Here is a 19,432-nt window from a genome sequence, read left to right as displayed (position 1 = left end):
GGTTTGGCACACCAGGGGTGGCGGTGGAGGATACGAGGGTGGCAGCGGAGGCGGGGCCCGCGGCGACCGGAGGCCCACACGAGCATGTACGACGTGTCCGGCTGCCGGCGGATCGTCGTACGCCGGCGGCGGCGCGGGCCGTCGTGCGGTCCGTACTCGCCGAGGCTGACCTGGACGAACTGCTCAACGAGGCACTTCTGCTCACCACCGAGCTGTCCACCAACGCCGTCGAGCACGCCCGCACCGAACTGGACGTCGAGGTGAGCGCCGACGCGGCCGGGTTGACCGTGACCGTGTCCGACTTCGCCGCCGGCCCGGTCGACGAACTCACCGTCGGGGTACGCAACGCGGCCACAGAGATCACCGAGGTCGCCGAACGCGGCCGGGGACTGCTGCTCGTCGATCACTTCGCCAGCCGCTGGGGCACCACCTACCTGCCCAGCGGCAAGGGCGTGTGGTTCCGGCTGGACCGGCGCAGCCCATCGGGAGACGGCCGGACGACGTCGGCCGGTGAGACGGACGGCACCGCAGCGACCACCGCACCCAGCGCCGGGGCGATGAGCACGCTGATGCAGACCCTGCCCGATCCGTACGCCGAGGATCCGCTGCCCGACTTCGCCACGAACCTGCTCACCCGGGTGGCGGAGATGATCGGTGCCGCCGGAGGTGTGGTGCGACTGGATCGCGGCGACGGGCAGGGCACCCAGGTGCTCGCCCGGTACGGTCGGCAGCCCCGGCCCGGTCACGACCTGCTCCGGGTGCCGCTGGCGGTGCATCGCCCGTACGTTGGGGAACTGGAACTGGACGCCGCGCCCACCGCGTACGCCCGCCCGCTGGCGGTGCTGACCGCCGAGCGACTCTCGCTGCACCTGGAGAACGACCGGCTGCGCCGCGCCGACGTACGCCGACAGGCCTGGCTCACCTTCCTCGCCGAGGCCAGCGAACTGCTCGCCCAGTCGTTGGACGTGGAACTGACCATGGCGCTCGTCCCGCAGCTGGTGGTGCCCCGACTCGGTCAGTGGTGCGCGGTGCACACCACCGACGAGTGGGGTCGGCTGCGCCTGGCCGCCGCCACGCACGCCGACGAGGCGATGCTGCCGCAGTTGCACGCCACGCTGCGCGAATCGGGTCCCGACTCGATCCAGGCCCGGCTGCGGGAGGCCAGCCGCAACGGCACCCAGACGCCGCTGGGCGCGCCGATGGAGGGCTTCGCCGTACCGTTGATCGCCCGGGGTCAACGCCTCGGCACCCTGGCGGTCGGGCGACACCAGCGACACCGGCACGACCCGGACGAGATCGCGGTGCTGGAGGACGTGGCCCGCCGGGCGGCCCTGGCGATCGAGAACGCCCGGATCCACGCGGAACGCCGACGCATCGCCCAGGCCCTGCAACAGTCGCTGCTGCCGCCGGTGCTGCCGGTGGTCGACGGCATCGGTTTCGCCGCCGAGTACGTCCCGACCGGCGGCGACGCCGACGTCGGTGGTGACTTCTACGACGTGGTGCCGCTGCCGGACGGACGCTGGCTGGTGGTGATCGGCGACGTCTCCGGCAAGGGAGTGCAGGCCGCAGCGGTCACCGGGCTGGTCCGGGACGTGATCCGGGTGCTGGCCGGCGACGGCAAGCCGCTGCCCGAGTTGCTGCCCCGGCTCAACGAGACGCTTGTCGAGCGGGGTGCCGGACGGTACTGCACGTTGGCGCTGGCCGTGGTCGCGCCGAGCGAGGGTGACCGGCTCGACGTCGAGTTGCACCTGGCCGGGCATGATCGACCGTTGCTGCTGCGTTCCGGTGGCGGCCCGGCCAGCTTCGTCGGCAGCGGTGGCACCGCGCTCGGCCTGCTCGAAACGATCAGCTCACCGTCCTCGGAGATCACCCTCGGCCCTGGTGACTGCCTGGTCTTCTACACCGACGGCGTGACCGAGCGCCGCCGAGGCCGGGAGCTGTTCGGCATCGGTCGGCTGCGCGACGCCGTCACTCCGCTCGCCGGTTACCCCGCCGACGTGGTGGCGGCCCGGCTGCGCGCCACCGCGATCAACTTCTCGGTGGAGGAGCCGCGCGACGACATCGCCATCCTCGTCCTCCGCAACGACGCCGCTGGCTGACCCCCTCGCCCGCTGTTGTCAGACGCCGCCGCTTCACACAGCCTGTCCGGCCGCCAGACGCCGCGGCCGACCCGGGCCGTCCGCCGTCAGAGGCCGCCGGGGAGTCGGCCGGGAGCGAGTCGGTGGCCCGGGTCGAGGTGCTGCTTGACCGCGCGGAGGCGGGCCAGGCCGACCAGCTCGCCCCAGAGGTCGACGGCCCGCCGGACGGCCGGTGGCGCGGAGAGCACCACGCATCGGCCCTGCCGGGCCAGCAGCACGCTGCGGACGGCGGCCAGGATCGCCGCTACCCGGTCGGGCGCGAGCGAGCCGGGCAGGGCGGCATGCACCACACCCCGGCCGGCTGAGCCACGCACCGGAACCGGCGACCCGGCCGCGTCGCGCAGCGCGTACACCGCCGCGTGCAGGTCGGTGATCGGCACCTCCAGCCTCAGCGCGGTGTCGCCCGGGGCGAACGGGTAACTGCGCCACCAGGGCGGCGCCGATCTGGCCACCGTCGCGCGGGCACCGAGCAGCGACACCAGCCGGTCGCTGCGCTCCGCCACGTCGGAAGGGCCGCCCTCCAACAACACCACGAGCGAACCGGCACCGGCCGGGCTGGCCGGTGACCGCCCGGTCATGGACGGATGACGGGCCATCGCGGCGGCCCGCGCATCCCACGGCATCCGGTCCTTTCCGCCGACCGGCAGGTCCAGCTCGATCGCGGCCGGGTCGAGGCGGGCAGCGAGCACCGCGCGGATCAGGTCGTGCACCTCCAGCGGCGTCCACACCGGTCGGGTCACCCAGACCCGGCAGGCCGGCATGGCCTGCACGCGCAGGGTGGCGCTGACCAGCACACCGAGCGCCCCCTCCGAGCCGCACAACAGCCGGGCCTGGGCCAGCCCGGCGGCCCCGCCGTCGGCCTCGGTCAGCTCCCCGTCGGCGGCCAGATAACGCAGGCTGACGAGCTGGTCGCAGGCGGTGCCGTGCCGGTGCCGCAGCGGACCCGCCTCGTCGGCGGCGAGCACGCCACCGATTGTGGCACCGGGCGAGGGTGCGTCCACCGCGAGCCGCTGGCTGGTGCGTTCCAGGGTGGCCTGCACCGCCCGCAGCGGCGTGCCGGCGCCGACCTCGGCGGCACCCTGACCGGGCGGCCGATGCCCGATGCCGGCCAGTCGCCCGGTGTCGAGCATGATGTCGACCCGCTCGGGCGGGGCACCCCAGTCGATTTTCGTGCCGGCCCCGCGCGGAACCACGCTCAGGTCGTGTCGTGCGGCCAACCGGAGCACCCGGGCCGCCGCGTCGGCACCGCCGGGAACCGCCACCCAGCGGGCCGGCCGCCCGGCCACCTCGTCGGCGGGGCCGGCGAACCGGGCGAAGCGCGGGCCACAGATCTCGATCAGTCGGCGGGTGATGTCGAGGGCACCGGACGTGCCGGTGGAACGTGCTGGCACCATGCCGCGATCGTACATGTGTTCGAACGATTCGGTAGGTATTTGCTACCGACGGGAGCCGAGCAGGGCCGGTAACGTGACGCCGTGACCACCGAGACCCCCGCACCCGTGGCGAAGCGGGTACCCACCGAACGCGTCCACCACGACGACATCGTCGTCGACGAGTACGCCTGGCTGGCCGCGAAGGACGATCCGGAGACCATCGCCTACCTCGACGCCGAGAACGCCTGGACCGAGCAGCGCACAGCCCACCTGTCCGGGCTGCGGACCGAGTTGTTCGAGGAGATCCGCCGACGCACCCAGGAATCCGACCTGTCGGTACCGACCCGCAAGGGCGGGTACTGGTACTACACCCGTACGGTCGAGGGCCGGCAGTACGGCGTGCACTGTCGGCGGGCCGTACGCGACGGCGAGACCACGCCCCCGATCAGTGCCGACGGCGCTCCCCTGGACGGCGAGGAGATCCTGCTCGACGGCAACCTGCTCGCCGAAGGGCACGACTTCTTCGCCCTGGGCGCCTTCGACGTCAGCCCCGACGGGCGTTTTCTCGCCTACTCCACGGACTTCTCCGGCGACGAACGGTTCACCCTGCGGATCAAGGATCTCGTCAGCGGCGAACTGCTGCCCGACGAGATCCCGGGCACCTTCTACGGCACGGCCTGGTCGACCGACGCCTCCGTGCTGTTCTACGTGACGGTGGACGAGGCGTGGCGTCCGCACCGGGTCTGGCGGCACGTGATCGGCACCGCCGCCGGCGACGACGTGGTGGTGCACGCCGAGGACGACGAACGCTTCTGGGTCGGGGTCGAGTTGACCCGATCCGAGCGGTTCATCCTGATCGACATCGCCAGCAAGCTCACCAGCGAGGTACGGGTCATCCCCGCCGACAACCCGACCGGCGAACCCGCGGTGATCGCACCACGCCGACAGGGCGTCGAGTACTCGGTGGAGCACCACGGGCACCGGTTCCTGATCCTGCACAACGACGGCGCCGAGGACTTCGCCCTCGCGTACACCTCGGCGGACACGCCGGGCGACTGGGTGCCGATGATCGACCACTCCCCCGGCACCCGACTGGAGGCGGTGGACGCCTTCGCCGACCACCTGGTCGTCACGCTGCGCAGCAACGGCCTGACCGGCCTGCGGGTGCTGCCGCTCGACGGCGGGGACGCCCACGACATCGAGTTCCCGGAGCCGCTGCACACCGTCGGCCTGGACGGCAATCCCGAGTACCGCACCGACCGGCTCCGGCTGCGCTACACCTCGTTGATCACCCCCGACTCGGTGTACGACTACGACCTGGCGACCCAGGAACTGACGCTGCTGCGCCGCCGGCCCGTGCTGCCCGGCCCGGACGGACAGCCGTACCAGCCGGAAGACTACGAGCAGCAGCGCGACTGGGCCCTGGCCGACGACGGCACCCGGGTGCCGATCTCGCTGGTCTACCGCCGGGGTACGCCCCGCGACGGCTCGGCCCCCTGCGTCATCTACGGCTACGGGTCGTACGAGGCCAGCATGGACCCGTGGTTCTCGGTCGGCCGGCTGTCCCTGCTGGACCGTGGGGTGATCTTCGCGGTGGCCCACATCCGGGGCGGCGGTGAACTGGGCCGCCGCTGGTACGACCACGGCAAGATGCTCGCCAAGAAGAACACCTTCACCGACTTCGTCGCCTGCGCCCGCCACCTGGCCAAGACCGGCTGGACGGCCCCCGACCGACTGGTCGCGCGCGGCGGCTCGGCCGGCGGCCTGCTGATGGGCGCGGTCGCCAACCTCGCCCCCGACGCCTTCACCGGCATCGTCGCGCAGGTGCCGTTCGTGGACGCGCTCAACACCATCCTCGACCCGTCCCTGCCGCTGACGGTGACCGAGTGGGAGGAGTGGGGCAACCCCCTCGCGGACCCCGAGGTGTACGCCTACATGAAGTCGTACACCCCGTACGAGAACGTCGCGCCGCTTGACTATCCGGCGATCCTCGCGATGACCAGCCTCAACGACACGCGGGTGTTCTACCACGAGCCGGCCAAGTGGATCGCCCGGCTGCGCGCCGTCGCGCCGCAGGGCGACTACCTGCTCAAGACCGAGATGGAGGCCGGTCACGGCGGCCCCAGTGGACGGTACGACTCCTGGCGCGAGGAAGCCTTCATCAACGCCTGGATCCTGGACCGCTTCGGCCGCGCCTGACCGGCCCCTGTCGTCCCCTCTTCCGCGGCGCCGGCTGCTCACCCGCGTGCCGGCGCCGCACCGCCCCCCTCCCAGGCCTGCTCATCACCCTCCCGGGCCCGCTCCACCACCCACCCAGGGCTGCACCGCCTCCTGTTCCTGCTCAGCGGCTCATGATCACGCTCGATCCCGGATCGAGTTGCCTCGCTCGCGCGCTCAACCACTCGATCTGGGATCGAGCGTGACCTTGGCGGGTCGGCGGAGGTCACCTGCGACCTCTGCCCTGACCTGCCGTGCGGTCCGGCCGGGAGGAGTCGGGAGCCTCCGGTCGCGGGGGCGGGCTTCCCGCTGGCCGCTTCGGGCTGTGCAAGCTGGTGAGGCTAGCGGCGCGGGGATTACCGGGCGGCACCCGCTCTGGCCGCGCCTCTCGCGCCGCCACGTGCTGTCCCGCAGCGGACGGCCGAGCAGGCGTCCCCGGTACGCTCACCGCCGGGCGCTGCTGCTCGACATACCTCCCGATGGGCGAACCCGGCGCACTCACCACCGGCGACCCCGGCGGGCTCACGATCGGATGAGCGTCGGCGTGCATCCCGGCCGGCGACCCTGGCGGGTTCACCACCGGCGTCCCCGGCGGACCCCCCATCGGATGGTCGGCGTCCATACGGGCAGGTGTCCCGGGCGGACTCACCACCGGTGTCCCCGGCGGGCTCACCGCATGGTCGTCGGCGCGCAGCCAGGCTGGCATCCCCAGCACGCTCGCCGCTGGGCGCTGTTGCTCGATGTACCCTCCGGAAGGCCTCCTCGGCGGGCTCACCACCAGACCGTCCTCGGCATACGTCAACGCAGGCGTCCCCGGCGGGCTCACGGCCAGGTTGTCGTCGGCATACGTCAGCGCAGGCATTGTCGGCGCTCTCACCAAGGGTTGGTCGTCGCCGTACGTATGGACGGGTGCTGTTCGTGCGCTCGCGGACGCGCCGCGGGTGGCCTTGTGTCTCTCGTCGGCGCGCGGGCCCTTGTCGTACCGGTCGGCGACCCAGTCGGCCAGCGCGACCATGTTCGCGACTTGTTGCATCTGCTGCGGGTCCTCGTAGAGTTTCTGCAGGTCAGGGTCGCTGGAGATGAGATACGCGACGGCGATGGCCCGTTCCAGGCGCTCCTTCTCGTGCTTGAGCAGGTGCTCCCCTTCCTCGTTGAGGGTCGCTTTCCAGCTTTCGACCTGCGCGTCGGTGATGGGTTTCCGGGGCTCCGGTGCTGACTCACTCGGCGCAGGCGGCGACTCGTCGTCACCGGATGGCTGGGAGCTTTGCGTTTCCTCGCCTGGCTGGTCTGCCTCGGCTTGCTGGGATTCGCGCGTCGACTCGCTGGAACCGGACCCCGGCGCACGGTCACCCGACGCCTGCCGGTCCTGCTCTCCGGCATCCGCTTGCTCCCCAGCACCAGCCTGCTCCCCAGCACCAGCCTGCTCTCCGGCGGCCGGTCGGGGTTTCGGCGCAGACTCGTTGATCTCGAAGTAGCGCAGCAGGCGCAGAAACCGGTGTACGGCTACGCGCAGCCAGCCTAACGGGCCGTCCTTCAGGTGACCGTTGACCAGGCTCGCAGCGACGTCACGGGCGTCCTTGATCTGTGTCTCGCTCAGCCGCGGCGTGTTGTCGGCCGGGCCACGATCTTGCCCGTTGTTCGCGCGGGCGTCTTCCAGCGCGAGCCGGAGATCCCTGTCCAGGGCGCGTTGCGCGGCGCGCAATCCGGGGGACGCTTCTGGGGGCAGCTCCGGCATCCGTATCCACATGCCGTCACCAACGGTCCGACATGCCGAGTGGTTCAGGCCTTCGGACTCCCGGCGGGGCAGACAGGTAGGCGGGTAGGCAGGGCATACCCCGGAAGGTGGGTTCAGTCGGCTGTCGAGTTGCGCGGCGAGCAGCCGGGCCTGGCCGTGGTCGTGCTCAGCCAGCACGTGCAGCCCGAGTACGCCTCCGCGCTGCTGGACAGCGCCGACGGCCGCCGGGTCGGCTACCTGCTCAAGGATCGGGTCGCCGAGGTCACCGACTTCGTCGACAACCTGCGTACCGTCCTCGCGGGCGGCGCCGTGATCGACCCGGACGTGGTCCGCCGGCTGCCGCACCGGCCCCGCGACCCGCTGGCTGCCCTCACCGCACGGGAACGGGAGGTGCTGGTGCTGACCCGGCCACCGCCGAGGCGATGAAGCTGATGGAGATCAGCGAGGGGGTACGAGATCGACGGTCAGGCGAAGGCGACGAGGTCGCGGCCGGCAGGTCGGCCGGCACCACGGATCTGGACGGTGCCGAAGTGGCTGTCGAGCAGGTGCCCGCTACCGCTGAGCGCGATGACCCGCGCCGGCCCGCCCTGGGCGGCGGTGACGGTCATCCGCTGTCCGCGCACCATGGCCGTCTGCCTGATCCTCAACAGGACGGCCAGTGCGGCGCAGTCGAGGAACCGCAGACCCTTCAGATTGAGCGTCAGGTGCGTGACCCATCGGGGTGCCAGCAGGCGTCCGAGGTCATGCTGAAGGTGCGTGATCGTGGACAGGTCGGCCTCACCTGTCACGGTCACGTACCGGGTGCCGGGCCGTACGTCGTAATGCTCGAAGCGCAACAGATCGTCCATGGGAAGACTCGGTCCCTGCCCTGGCGAAGGGCGTTCTGAGGGCCGGAGAGGTTGCCACCGTCAATCCGGGGCCGGGGAGGACAGAGCTGAAGCACGACAGTGCCGACCTCGACGTGGTGTTTAGGACACCAGCCGCAACGCTACCCGCGCCTGGCCGTCGCGGCCAGTTCCAGCCGCTCAGTGCCGACGTAGGGCCACCACGGCGACGTCGTCCTGGATCTCGTCGGGGGCGAGTTCGTCGAGCAGCCGCTGACAGAACCGGTCGAGGTCGGCATCCACCCGCACCGCGCTCGCCGCCAGCGACTTCAGTCCCTCGTCGATGTTGACGTCACGCCGCTCGATGAGACCGTCGGTGTAGAAGACGATCGTCGCCCCGGGGGGCAGCACGAACTCCAGGTCGGCGGGGCGCGGTGCCCGTACCCCGAGCAGTGGTGCGGAGTGGTGCACGTACTCGGTCTTGCCGTCCATGCTGATCAACGGGGGCAGGTGGCCGGCGCTGGCCAGCCGGACCTGCCCGGTGGCCGGGTCGAGCAGCAGTACGCAGATGGTGGCCAGTTCGGTGGGCAGCAGCGTACGCATCAGCTCGTTGACCCGGTGCAGGATTTCTCCCGGCTGGTGGCCCTCCACCGCGTACGCCCGCAGTGCGTGACGCAGCTCGGCCATCACCGTCGCGGCGTGCAGTGAGTGGCCCGCCACGTCGCCGATCGCCAGCAGCAGGTGACCGTCGAGCATCACCAGCTCGTAGAAGTCGCCACCGATCTCGGTACGGGCGCTGGCCGGCTCGTAGCGGACGGCCAGATCGAGCCCGGCGATCTGCGGGATGCGTTGCGGGAGCAGGCTGCGTTGCAGGGTCACCGCGATGCGATGCTCCTCGTCGAAGGAGCGTTGCACCTCGACCGCGGACGCCACCGCCTGCGCCAACTGGCGCAGCACCGGCGTCTGGGCAGTCTGCGTCGCGGTGGGCACCACCACGTAGAGCGGCGCCCGGTCGTCCCGCAGCCGGCCCGCGGCCACCGTCACCGTGTCGTCCGGTGGCCACTGCACCAACGCCCAGTCGGCGGGTTCCTCCACCCGGACGGTGGCGCCGACCGGGGTGTCGCTGTCGTCGACGACCCACGGCACGACGCGGCTCTCGGCACCCGGGCCGGCGCAGACCCCGGCCAGGCATTCCCCGTCGAAGGTTTCGGCGATCACCGCCGCGGGACTCTTGAATATCTCCGCGGTCCCGGCCGCCGCCAGCTCCAGCAGCCGGTCGAAGTTCGGCGCGGCGTGCACCGCGACTGTGGTGTCCGCCAACCCGGCGAGGCGTTCGGCGAGCAGCTCGGCGCGTTGCCGCGCCTGGTAGTAGCGGAGCACCGCGTGGGCGGTGGCGATCAGCTCCTCCGGATCGATCGGCTCCGCCAGGTACGCGTCCGCGCCCCTGGTCAGGCCCTGGGCGCGGTCGGTCGTGTCGATGGCGTGTGCCGACACGTGGATCACCGGCAGCGCGGGATGGGTCGACTTGATCCGCTCACAGACCTCGAAACCACTCAGATCCGGCAGCCGTACGTCGAGCACGACCAGGTCGACGGGGTCCACCTCGACCTGACGCAGGGCCTCGCTGCCGCTCTCGGCCTCGATCACCGTGAACCCGGCCCGCGTCAGCCAGTTCACCAGCAGGTAGCGCTTGGTCCGGCTGTCGTCGACCACCAGAACGGTCGGCGGGATTTCCACGTCACGTACCGTTCGCCGGCAGCGAGACGGTGAAGCTGCTGCCCCGACCCGGCTCACTTGACAGTTCGAGCGTGCCACCGAGCAGAGTGGCCAGCCGTCGGGCGTACGGCAGACCGAGGCCGGTGCCACCGGCCCGGGACGGCCCCGGCACCTGGTAGAACTCCTCGAAGACCCGCTCGTGGAACTCGGCCGGGATGCCGGCGCCGGTGTCGGTCACGACGAGCTTCCAGCTGTCGCCGGACCGCTCGGCGCGCAGCCGTACCTCGCCCCGGGTGGTGAACTTCAGACCGTTGTGCAGCAGGTTGCGCAACACCTGGGCGAGCAGCATCTCGTCGGTGCGAATGGTGGCGGGCGAGGGTGGTTCCTCCACCACCAGCCGCACGTCGGGGACGGTGTGCAGGGCCCGCAGGGTGCCGCGCAGCTGACCGAAGAGGGCACGCAGGTCCACTTCGGCCCAGTCCGGTTCGAGTCGGCCCGACTCCGCCTTGGCCAGGTCCAGCAACTCGTTGACCAGGGAGAGCAGATCCGATGCCGAGGATCGGATCAGGCCCACCTGGCGTTCCTGCTCAAGGGTGAGCGGGTCGGACGCGGCGTCGGTGAGCAACCGGGCCAACCCGATGATCGCGGTCACCGGTGCCCGCAACTCGTGGCTGACGTTGGCCAGGAAGCGGCTCTTCGACTCGCTCGCCGAGCGCAGCTGCACCGACTTCTCGTCCAACTCGGCGTACAGCGCCACCACACCCCGGTTGGTCTCCTCCAACTCGTCGGTGAGCTGATGATAGAGCGCCAGCACGCCTCGGTTGGTCTGCTCCAGCTCCTCGTTGAGCCGCGCCAGTTCGTCGCGTTGGCTGCGTACCTCGTCGAGAGCGGCGATCAGTTGCGAGTTCTGGGTGGCGAGTTCCTCCTCCGCGGTGCCCGGCACGCTCTGCCCGAGCTGGGCACGCAGTTGCTCGACACGCTGTGGCGTCAGCGCCTGCGCGGTGACCGGGATACGTCGCGACATCCTCACGACCGTATCCCCCGCTGCGGCCACCACGCTCAACGTGTCCACCAGGCGTGCCACCGCACCCGACTGCGGCTCGTACCGCCGGTCGGGCAGCGGGCTGACCGGAACGAGGTCGACTCGCAGGTGTTGCCGGCCGTCCGGAGCGGCGGTGATGGCGAACAGCACGTCGGCGCCGCCGACGCCGCGCAGCAGATCCCGGGCCACCTCGCTCAGGGCGGTGGCGATCCGGACCTGGTCCTGACGTTCCAGGCCGACCGCGGCGGCAACCTCCCGGCCCCGCTGGCGTACCACGAAGATGTCCTGCTCCACCCGCAACGCCATCCGCAACAGCGGTTCGTGCCCCATCACCAGGGCCTCGCCACCAGTACGCCGGCGTCGTCGCGGCGGATGCCCGCGTCCCGTAGCAGCGTGGCGGCCACCACCAGCGGCGACCGTCCGGTCAGGCCGGGATAGTCCGCGAGCCGCCAGCGATCGACCACCCCGTCACTGTGCATGATCAGCAGGCTGTCGGCGTCGAACGGGTAGTCGTACTGCCGGATCGTCGGGCGTTGGTGCCCGGCGATACCGGGCAGTGAGACCAGCCCTCGCCGCCGGCCGTCCCCGGTGGCCACCACGCCGCTGATGTTGCCCAGTCCGGCGTACCGCAGCAATCCCGCCGCCGGGTCCGGCTCGGCCACGGCGAGCGCCGCGCCCCGGGTGTGCGACAACGCCCGGTGCAGGTGGCTGACCACCTCGGCGGGGGCGGCCGCCGGGGCGGCCCGGAAGGCGGCGAGCGCGGCATCGGTGGCGGCGGCGGCCAGCGGCCCGTGCCCCAGGCCATCGGTGACCAGCACCTGACGGCGCTCGCCGATGCTCCGCCAGGCGTACCCGTCACCGCTGATCGTCTCTCCGGTCAGCGGCCGGATGACTCCGCCCACCCAGGGTCGTTCGGCTGCTGCGTCGGCGAACACCTGAACGGCGATGACCGTTCCTCGACCCGGCTGCGAGTACGCGTCGAACCAGCTGGCCTGCCGGACGATCGCCCCCAGACCGATGCCGAGCGTGCCGGTGGTCGAGTGGCCGTCGCGGGCGGAGTCGACGAGATCGATCATGCCCGGCCCGGAGTCGATCGCGACCAGTTCCACACCGGCGTCCAACTCGCGGCGCACGGGTCGAAGCAGCAGCACCCCGTCCTCGGCGTGCTTGATCAGGTTGCTGGTCAGCTCCGCCGCGACGATGGCCAGGTCGGCGACCCGGCCGTCGGGTAGCCCCAGCTGCTCGCCCAACCGTTCGGCGGCCCGCCGCAGGGCACTGCCGGGACTGCCGGTCTCCACCCGGAACCAGATGCCCCGGTCGGTGACCGGCTCCGCCGTCAACGGGACCACTTGGTGATGGTGATCCGGGTGCCCTGACCGGGAGCGGTCTGGATGTCGAACTCGTCGACCAGCCGTCGGGCACCGCTGAGGCCGAGGCCGAGGCCACCGCCGGTGGTGTACCCGTCGGTCAGCGCCAGCTCCAGGTCGCCGATGCCGGGCCCGGAGTCGGCGAAGACGATGGTGATGCCGGGGCGGCGGCCATTGTCCACTGCGGTCACCTCGACGGTGCCACCGCCGCCGTAGACCAGGGTGTTGCGGGCGAGTTCGCTTGCCGCGGTGACCACCTTGGTCTGGTCGACCAGGGACAGCTTGACCGCCACCGCCACCGTACGCACCAGTTGGCGCACACGTACCACGTCTTCGTCGCTGCCGACCGTCTGCGCCTGCGGTCGGCTCAGGTCGACTCCGCTGGTCACGGCGACGCCGTCGGCTCAGCGTCCGAGCTGTCGTCGAACTCGTCGTAATCCTGGTCGCGGTCGGCGGCGATGAGTTCCATCCCCCGCTCGACGTTCAGCGCGGTACGGATGCCGTTGAGCGACAACCCCAGCTCGACCAAGGTGATGGCGACCGCGGGACGCATCCCGACCACCACCGTCTCCGCGTCGAGCACCCGGGAGATCGAGGCGATGGTGGACAGCATCCGCCCGACGAAGGAGTCGACGATGTCCAGGGCGGTGATGTCGATGATCACACCGTGGCAGCCGGTGGCGACGATCCGCTCGGCCAGGTCCTCCTGGAGCGCGACGGCCGTCTGGTCGGACATGTCGACCTGGATGGAGACCAGCAGAATGTCGCCGATCTTGAGAATCGGCACCCGCTCCATCAGGCCTCCCGGCGCGGCTGGCGGCGACCGGTCTCGACGCCGGTGAGCCGTAGCACGTGTCGCAGCGCGTCGGCGAGGCTGGCCTTGGTGGCGATGTCACCGAACTCGATGCCGAGCGCGACGATGGTCTGGGCGATCTGCGGCCGGATGCCGGAGATGATGCAGTCGGCACCCATCAGCCGGGCCGCCACCACGGTCTTCAGGATGTGCTGGGCGACCTGGGTGTCCACCGCCGGCACGCCGGTGATGTCGATGATCGCGTACGGCGAGCCGGTGTCGACAAGGGTCTGCAGCAACCGCTCCATGACCACCTGGGCGCGGGCCGAGTCGAGGGTGCCGACCAGCGGCACCGCCACCACGCCCTCCCAGAGCTTGACCACCGGGGTGGACAGCTCCAGCAGCTGCTCGGCCTGGTCGGCGATCAGGCTCTCCCGGGTGCGCACGTAGCTCTCGAAGGTGAACAGGCCCATCTGGTCGACAAGCGTGCCGAAGGCGACGTAGTCGCGCAGCGTTCCGGCGCTCTGGTCGGCCTCCATCACGCTCAGCAGGGCGTCCTTGAGGGCGAACACACCGGTGGCGGTCTCGGCGGCGGAGAAGCCCTGGCGGGCCTGCCCCCGGGACATCTCCGCGAGGACTGCGCGCAACTCGGTCGCCTCCTCGGCGGCCAGGTCGGTGAGCCCCTTGCCGAGCGCGTCGACCAGGGCCCGGTGCAGCTCCTGCACCTGCTGGCGCAGCTCGGCCTGGCTGAGCCGGCCACGCAACTGTCCGGCGACGACCTCGGTCCACCGTTGCGTGACCTGATCGACATGACTGGTCAGCAGACCGGCCAGCCGGCTGCTCTCGTCAGCGCTCAGCGCCATGACATAACCCCCTCGACCTGGACCGGCCGGACTCTATCACCGAGCACCCGAGGTTACTTGCCCCACGGCAAGCGAATGGCGGCAGCCACTCGATCTCATGCCCGTTCTGCGTACCGGGGCTTCGGTGGGATAACGTTCCACCGATAAACAGGAGGTCTGGCGAATGTCCTTGACGGTGCACACGGAACAGCGCGGTGACGTGGTCGTAGTGGCGGTCGCGGGCGAACTGGACATGGCCACCGCGCCCCAGTTGCAGGACCAGATCACCGACCTGCTCGACAAGGGGCGCAGCCGGCTCGTCTTCGACCTGTCGGAGGTTTCGTTCTGCGACTCCACCGGCCTGTCGGTGTTCGTCCGCGCCAAGAACAGCTGCGACGAGGCCGGCGGCGTGGTGCGCCTGGCCGCACCGCAACGCGGGGTGCTGCGCATCCTGGAAGTGAGCGGTCTGGTGGAGGTGCTGCACACCTATCCCACCGTCGACCAGGCGGTGGCGGGCGACCCCACCCCGGCCTCCTCCTGATTCCCACCCCTCAGCGCTCGTCCTCGATGTAGCGAGGGCGGGCGATCACCATGCCCGCACCCGTCTGCACCGCGAGGGCGAGCAGCAGGAAACCGATCGGCGCCGTCCAGCCTCCGGTGCCCTCGTAGAGGATTCCGACCATCAGCGGCCCCAGCGCCGCGATCACATATCCCGCGCTCTGCGCGAAGGCCGACAACGCGACCGTCCCGTCGGCGGTGCGGGCCCGCAGGCCGATGGTGGTCAGGATCAGGGGGAAGGCTCCCTGGCCGAGGGCCAGCAACAGCACCCACAGCACCGCCGCGTCCCGGGGCGCGAGGGCCAGGCCCAGGTAGGCCAGCGTCGAAGCGGCGGTCAGCGCGAACACCAGCATCCGCAGGTTCTTCAGCCGGCCGGCCAGCGTCGGCATCAGCAGCGCGATCGGCACCCCGAGCGCGGTCACCGCGGCGAGCAGCAGGCCGGCGTCCTGCGGACGGAAACCCGCGTCCCGGAAGAGTTGGGCCAGCCAGCCCATGATCGCGTACCCGCTGAGCGACTGCGCGCCGAAGTAGACAGCCATCGCCCAGCCGAGCCGGGTACGACTGGGCCGGATGATCACGCGGGCCACACCGTCGCGGGTCGCCCGCCGCGCATCGGTGCGGCTGCGGCTGCGCAGCGCCGCCGGCAACCACGGGAGTACGGCGACAAGCGCGAGCCCCGCCCAGACGCCCAACCCCGCCCGCCAGGAGCCGAAGGCGTGCGCCACCGGCACCGCAGCCGCCGCAGCCACCGTCGTGCCCGCGACCAACGCCATCGTGTACGCCCCGGTGACCAACCCGGTGCGATGCGGGAAGTACTGCTTGACCAGCATCGGCATCATGATGTTCGCCACCGCGATCCCGGCCAGCGCGAGCGCGCTGGTCAGCAGGAACACCACGGCGGACCCGGTGACCGCCCGCAGCACCTGACCGACGGCGAGTGCCAGCATCCCCAGCACCAGCAGACGGGCCGTGGACAGCCGGCGCACCAGCCACGGCGTGACCGCCCCGAGACCGGCGAACGCGATGGTGGGCAGGGTGGTGACGAAGCCGGCCATCGTGCCGGAGAGCGCCAGGCCGACGCGTACCTCGTCGAGCAGGGCGCCGAGGCTGGTGACGGCGGCCCGCAGGTTGAGCGCCACCAGCAGCATCCCGACCAGCACCAGCAGGCCACCGTGGGCGCGGGACGCGGTCGGTCCGCCGGTCGCGGGTACGACCTGGGTGCCCTGGGCGGTCGACCCGTCGGCGGTGGACGTCGGAACAGCGGGGGTGCCAGCAGGCGACGAGGGCATGACCTCGAACCTACAATCATGGGATGAATTCGGGCGAGAGGTTGTAACCAGTGCCACCGGCAGTTGATTCCGCCCCGGCACCGCAGTTGGCGAAGCTGGGCATCCCCGCCGCACCGCCCCGCGGGCGGCGGATCCAGGAGACGATCACGCAGCTGCGCCAGCGCATCCTGGCCGGCGAGTGGCCGGTGGGCAGCCGGATCCCGACCGAACCACAACTGGTCGAGGCGCTCGGCGTCGGGCGCAACACGGTGCGCGAGGCGGTCCGGGCCCTCGCGCACGCCGGGGTGCTGGAATGCCGGCAGGGCTCCGGGACGTACGTCATCTCCACCGACGAACTCGCGCCGGTGGTGGCCCGTCGGCTGACCGACGACCGGATGGCCGAGGTGATCGAGGTACGCCGCGCTTTCGAGGTGGAGGCGGCACGGTTGGCCGCTCGTCGGCGTACCCCTGCGGACCTGGCCGCCCTCGACGACGCGCTCGCCGCCCGCGAGGCGGCCTGGCGCGGCGGCCGGGTCGCCGAGTTCGTCGAGGCCGACGCGGCGCTGCACACGGCGGTGGTCGCGGCGGCGCACAACGGCATGCTCGCCGAGCTGTACGCCTCCATCGGTGCCGCCATGCGCCGCACCGTCACCCAGGCGATGGGCGGCGCCCTGACTCCGGACCGCCACGTCGACCACGCCCGACTGGTGGCCGCGATCCGGGCCGGTGACCCGGATCTCGCCGCCCGGGAGGCCGCCGCCTTTCTGGAGCCCGACCCCGGGGCATAGGTTGGCCCCTGACGAACACGGGACCTCTCGGGAGTACGGATGCTCAAGGGCTTCAAAGACTTCATCATGCGCGGCAACGTCGTCGACCTCGCGGTCGGTGTCGTCATCGGCGCCGCGTTCACGGGTGTGGTCACCCAGCTCACCAAGTCGTTCCTGGATCCACTGATCCGGGTCTTCGTGGTTTTGGTCACCGGCAGCAACAAGGGGCTGGAAGGCACCGCACCGACGATCCAGGGCATCCCGTTCGACTGGGTCGCCTTCGTCAACGCGCTGATCACGTTCCTGCTCACCGCGGCGGCGCTGTACTTCCTGGTCGTCTTCCCGATGAACAAGCTCGCCGAGCGCCGCAAGCGGGGTGAGGAGCCGCCGCCGGCCGCGCCGAGCGAGGAGGTCAAGCTGCTCACCGAGATCCGCGACGCCTTGGTCGCCGCCGGCCGCACCACGCCGACCCAGCAGCGCAGCGCCCTGGACGACGTCCTCGGTTCGCGGGAGGAACCGCCCAGCGGGCGCTGAACCCGGCACGCTCCGTCAGCCCCTGGCGGGATTCCTGCCAGGGGCCACTCCGAGTCGAACACATGTTCGATAGAGTCCGCGCCATGGAGCAGCGAAAGCACTGGTGGAACGGGAAGTGGGGGCGGCTGGCCCGACGAGACGTCTTCCTCCGCACGGATGCCGACCGGTGGTACGTCGAACAACGAGCCGGCGGCGCCGAGGGAGTCTCCCGCTTCTACGAGTACGACACCCTCGACGCCGCCGAGGAAACCATCCGCGCCCTGCTCCACCCCACCGATCCCTGGCGCGAACTCTCCCCCCGCCCACCCTCCCCCTGGACCACCACCCCCACCCCGCCCAGCGACCGTTGATCAAGAAGTTTGCGTCGTGGATCGGCCGATCGCCGACGCAAACTTCTTGATCAACGCGCTCTACCGGGGTGGGTTTAGGGGGGTGGGGGAGGGGGAAGGGGGTGGGGATGGAGCAGCAGGGGATCGATCAGCGGGGAATTGTCTCGCGGGTGACCACGGGGATGCGGGTGGTGGATGTCGCGGGGCGGGACGTGGGGACCGTCGATCTTGTGCAGCGTGGTGATCCGAACGCGGTGACGGTGCAGACGCCGACCGCCGATCCGGGCGGCAGTCTGGACGAGTTGATCGAGTCCGCCACGCCCGAGGAGCCGGACGTCCCCGCCGACCTGGCCGCCCGGCTGCTGCGTACCGGTTATCTCAAGGTATCCACCGACCTGGTACCGACCGGCGCCGTCTACGTGCTCGCCGACCAGATCGCCAGCGTCACCGACCACGAGGTTCTCCTCGACGCCCTGACCGCCGACCTCCCCGCCGAGGAGTGACCCCCACCCGCCACGTCAGCGCTCATCCAGGCCTGCATCGAAGTCCTCGGTCGAGCCGAGGCGGAGTCCAGGCGACGGTCCGGCAAGGCGGCCAGGCGCTTCGACGAAGGCCCTAGCGGTCGATCGCGTGATCAACGCTTTCCTGGCGCGGGGCGGGAGGCGCGGACGGCGTGGGTGGCGCGGACCGCGTGGGTGGCGCGGACGGCGTGGGTGGCGCGGACGGCGTGGGTGGCGCGGACGGCGTGGGCGCGGACGGCGGGGGAGTGGGCGGGGTGGTGGAGCGACGGCGGAAGATCAGGAGCATCAGGCAGCCGGCGATCAGTCCCCAGAATGCGCCGCCGATGCCGGCCAGGGATACGCCGGCGGCGGTGACCACCAGGGTGACGACGGCCGCCTCCCGGGCGTCGGGGTCGGCCAGTGCCGAGGTCAGTGCGGTGGCCAGCGCACCGAGCAGGGCCAGCCCGGCGACCGCCTCGATCAGCACCGGCGGGGCCCAGCCGACCAGGGTGGTGACCGCGCCGGCTCCCAGCCCGAGCAGGGCCAGCCCGACACCGTTGGTCACCGAGGCGATCCACCGGCGATTCGGGTCGGGGTGGGCGTCCGGCCCGGCGGCGAGGGCTGCGGTGATCGCGGCCAGGTTCACCGCATGTCCGCCGGCCGGCGCGGCGACGAGGCTGGCCAACCCGGTGGCCCGCAGCGCCGAGCCGAGTGGCGGCCGATAGCCGTAGCCGACAAGTACGGCCGTGCCGGGCACGTTCTGCGCGGCCATGGTCACCAGGAACAGCGGCAGCGCCAATCCGATCATGGCTGGCAGGCTCCACTGCGGCACGGTGACCTCGATCACCGGGCGCAGTCCTCCACCACCGCCACCCGACGTGGTGAGTGCGATCGCGCCGGCCGCCACCACCAGCGCCCCCGGCACCGCCCAGGGGCGGGCGAAGCGGTGCAGCACCAGCCAGCACACCAGCACCGGGGCGGCCAGCAGGGGCACCTCGACGAGCGCACGGACCGGCGCGGTGCACAGTGGCAGCAGTACTCCGGCGAGCATCGCCCCGGCGATCGGTTTGGGAATCGCCGCGACGGCCCGGCCCAACACCGGGAAGAGGCCGGCGGCCACGATCAGCAGCCCCGAGACGAGGAACGCGCCGACCGCCGCCGGCCAGCCGCCGGGCATCGGCCCGGTGGCCACCAGCAGCGCCGCGCCCGGCGTGGACCAGGCCACGCTCATCGGCAGCCGGTGGCGCAGGCCCAGCCAGGCGGCGCAGAGGCCGGAAGCCAGACAGAGTACGAGCAGCCCCGAGGCAGCCTGACTCTCGGTGGCCCCGACGGCCCGCAGACCGGCCAGGACCACGGCGAACGAACTGGCGAACCCGACCAGCGCGGCCACCCCGCCCGCCAGCACCGGTTGCATGCGACCTGCCATACC

At 71.5% G+C, this 19,432-nt stretch carries 18 protein-coding genes and 1 pseudogene; 8 read left to right on the top strand and 11 right to left on the bottom strand.

All coding sequences use genetic code 11. The features are described from left to right. The first annotated feature begins 38 nt into the window (after positions 1-38). Positions 39-2,099 (top strand): SpoIIE family protein phosphatase, encoded by a 2,061-nt coding sequence (locus EG812_RS22410; RefSeq protein WP_126712670.1) that lies wholly within the window; start codon positions 39-41, stop codon positions 2,097-2,099. A gap of 86 nt (positions 2,100-2,185) precedes the next feature. Here the strand turns inward: EG812_RS22410 and EG812_RS22405 are convergent, their stop codons facing one another. After that, the gene (locus tag EG812_RS22405; protein WP_126712669.1) at positions 2,186-3,532 is read right to left on the bottom strand and encodes an FAD-binding oxidoreductase; all 1,347 of its coding nucleotides are present in this window, start codon (positions 3,530-3,532) and stop codon (positions 2,186-2,188) included. Between the two features lie 81 nt (positions 3,533-3,613). On the opposite strand from EG812_RS22405, the gene EG812_RS22400 reads away from it, so the two are divergent. Continuing rightward, positions 3,614-5,710 carry a S9 family peptidase gene (locus tag EG812_RS22400; RefSeq protein ID WP_126712668.1) on the top strand — a complete coding sequence of 699 codons (2,097 nt, stop codon included), beginning with the start codon at positions 3,614-3,616 and terminating at the stop codon, positions 5,708-5,710. Positions 5,711-5,954: 244 nt separating this feature from the next. Here EG812_RS22400 and EG812_RS22395 read toward each other — a convergent pair whose 3' ends face one another. Continuing rightward, positions 5,955-7,463, bottom strand: coding sequence for a hypothetical protein (locus tag EG812_RS22395; protein ID WP_126712667.1), 1,509 nt, complete (start codon positions 7,461-7,463; stop codon positions 5,955-5,957). A 111-nt stretch (positions 7,464-7,574) separates the two neighbouring features. Between EG812_RS22395 and EG812_RS22390 the strand changes: the two are divergent. Then, positions 7,575-7,865 (top strand): annotated as a pseudogene (locus tag EG812_RS22390) (DNA-binding response regulator); the annotation flags it as partial. A gap of 62 nt (positions 7,866-7,927) precedes the next feature. Here the strand turns inward: EG812_RS22390 and EG812_RS22385 are convergent. The 7 genes from EG812_RS22385 to EG812_RS22355 all read right to left on the bottom strand — a co-directional run bounded on the left by EG812_RS22385 (position 7,928) and on the right by EG812_RS22355 (position 14,068). After that, entirely contained in the window at positions 7,928-8,311 is a 384-nt protein-coding gene (locus EG812_RS22385) for an STAS domain-containing protein (protein WP_126712666.1), read from the bottom strand. A 177-nt stretch (positions 8,312-8,488) separates the two neighbouring features. Next, on the bottom strand, positions 8,489-10,024 hold the full coding sequence (locus EG812_RS22380; protein ID WP_013730963.1) for a SpoIIE family protein phosphatase: 1,536 nt from the start codon (positions 10,022-10,024) through the stop codon (positions 8,489-8,491). A 1-nt stretch (position 10,025) separates the two neighbouring features. Then, the gene (locus EG812_RS22375) at positions 10,026-11,375 is read right to left on the bottom strand and encodes a sensor histidine kinase (protein ID WP_126712753.1); all 1,350 of its coding nucleotides are present in this window, start codon (positions 11,373-11,375) and stop codon (positions 10,026-10,028) included. Beyond that, a complete protein-coding gene (locus EG812_RS22370; protein ID WP_199743924.1) occupies positions 11,375-12,394 on the bottom strand; it encodes a SpoIIE family protein phosphatase in 1,020 nt (339 codons plus the stop codon). The genes EG812_RS22375 and EG812_RS22370 overlap by 1 nt, the downstream gene beginning before the upstream one ends. Then, positions 12,382-12,801, bottom strand: a complete 420-nt coding sequence (locus EG812_RS22365; RefSeq protein WP_013730960.1) for an ATP-binding protein — start codon at positions 12,799-12,801, stop codon at positions 12,382-12,384. The genes EG812_RS22370 and EG812_RS22365 overlap by 13 nt, the downstream gene beginning before the upstream one ends. Beyond that, entirely contained in the window at positions 12,798-13,208 is a 411-nt protein-coding gene (locus tag EG812_RS22360) for an STAS domain-containing protein (RefSeq protein WP_013730959.1), read from the bottom strand. The genes EG812_RS22365 and EG812_RS22360 overlap by 4 nt, the downstream gene beginning before the upstream one ends. Further along, entirely contained in the window at positions 13,208-14,068 is an 861-nt protein-coding gene (locus tag EG812_RS22355) for an STAS domain-containing protein (protein ID WP_013730958.1), read from the bottom strand. The genes EG812_RS22360 and EG812_RS22355 overlap by 1 nt, the downstream gene beginning before the upstream one ends. 163 nt (positions 14,069-14,231) lie before the next feature. Between EG812_RS22355 and EG812_RS22350 the strand changes: the two genes are divergently transcribed. Beyond that, positions 14,232-14,588 carry an STAS domain-containing protein gene (locus EG812_RS22350; protein WP_013730957.1) on the top strand — a complete coding sequence of 119 codons (357 nt, stop codon included), beginning with the start codon at positions 14,232-14,234 and terminating at the stop codon, positions 14,586-14,588. A gap of 10 nt (positions 14,589-14,598) precedes the next feature. On the opposite strand, the gene EG812_RS22345 is transcribed toward EG812_RS22350, so the two are convergent. Beyond that, positions 14,599-15,894, bottom strand: coding sequence for an MFS transporter (locus tag EG812_RS22345; RefSeq protein WP_126712665.1), 1,296 nt, complete (start codon positions 15,892-15,894; stop codon positions 14,599-14,601). A 50-nt stretch (positions 15,895-15,944) separates the two neighbouring features. Between EG812_RS22345 and EG812_RS22340 the strand changes: the two genes are divergently transcribed. The 4 genes from EG812_RS22340 (at position 15,945) to EG812_RS22325 (ending at position 18,006) form a co-directional block, all read left to right on the top strand. Then, the gene (locus EG812_RS22340) at positions 15,945-16,661 is read left to right on the top strand and encodes a FadR/GntR family transcriptional regulator (protein WP_013730955.1); all 717 of its coding nucleotides are present in this window, start codon (positions 15,945-15,947) and stop codon (positions 16,659-16,661) included. A 39-nt stretch (positions 16,662-16,700) separates the two neighbouring features. After that, positions 16,701-17,174 (top strand): large conductance mechanosensitive channel protein MscL, encoded by a 474-nt coding sequence (gene mscL / locus EG812_RS22335; RefSeq protein WP_013730954.1) that lies wholly within the window; start codon positions 16,701-16,703, stop codon positions 17,172-17,174. Between the two features lie 83 nt (positions 17,175-17,257). Continuing rightward, positions 17,258-17,524: a hypothetical protein gene (locus EG812_RS22330; RefSeq protein ID WP_126712664.1), complete on the top strand. Its 267-nt coding sequence runs from the start codon at positions 17,258-17,260 to the stop codon at positions 17,522-17,524. Positions 17,525-17,631: 107 nt separating this feature from the next. Then, positions 17,632-18,006: a hypothetical protein gene (locus tag EG812_RS22325; RefSeq protein ID WP_013730952.1), complete on the top strand. Its 375-nt coding sequence runs from the start codon at positions 17,632-17,634 to the stop codon at positions 18,004-18,006. Positions 18,007-18,118: 112 nt separating this feature from the next. Here the strand turns inward: EG812_RS22325 and EG812_RS22320 are convergent, their stop codons facing one another. Further along, positions 18,119-19,429, bottom strand: a complete 1,311-nt coding sequence (locus EG812_RS22320) for a benzoate/H(+) symporter BenE family transporter (protein WP_126712663.1) — start codon at positions 19,427-19,429, stop codon at positions 18,119-18,121. Positions 19,430-19,432: the final 3 nt, after the last annotated feature.

The organism is Verrucosispora sp. FIM060022, assembly GCF_003977705.1.
Classification (GTDB): Bacteria; Actinomycetota; Actinomycetes; order Mycobacteriales; family Micromonosporaceae; genus Micromonospora; species Micromonospora gifhornensis.
The sequence above is the reverse complement of the archived record's forward strand: the minus strand, read 5'-3'. Positions and strand labels throughout refer to the sequence as shown.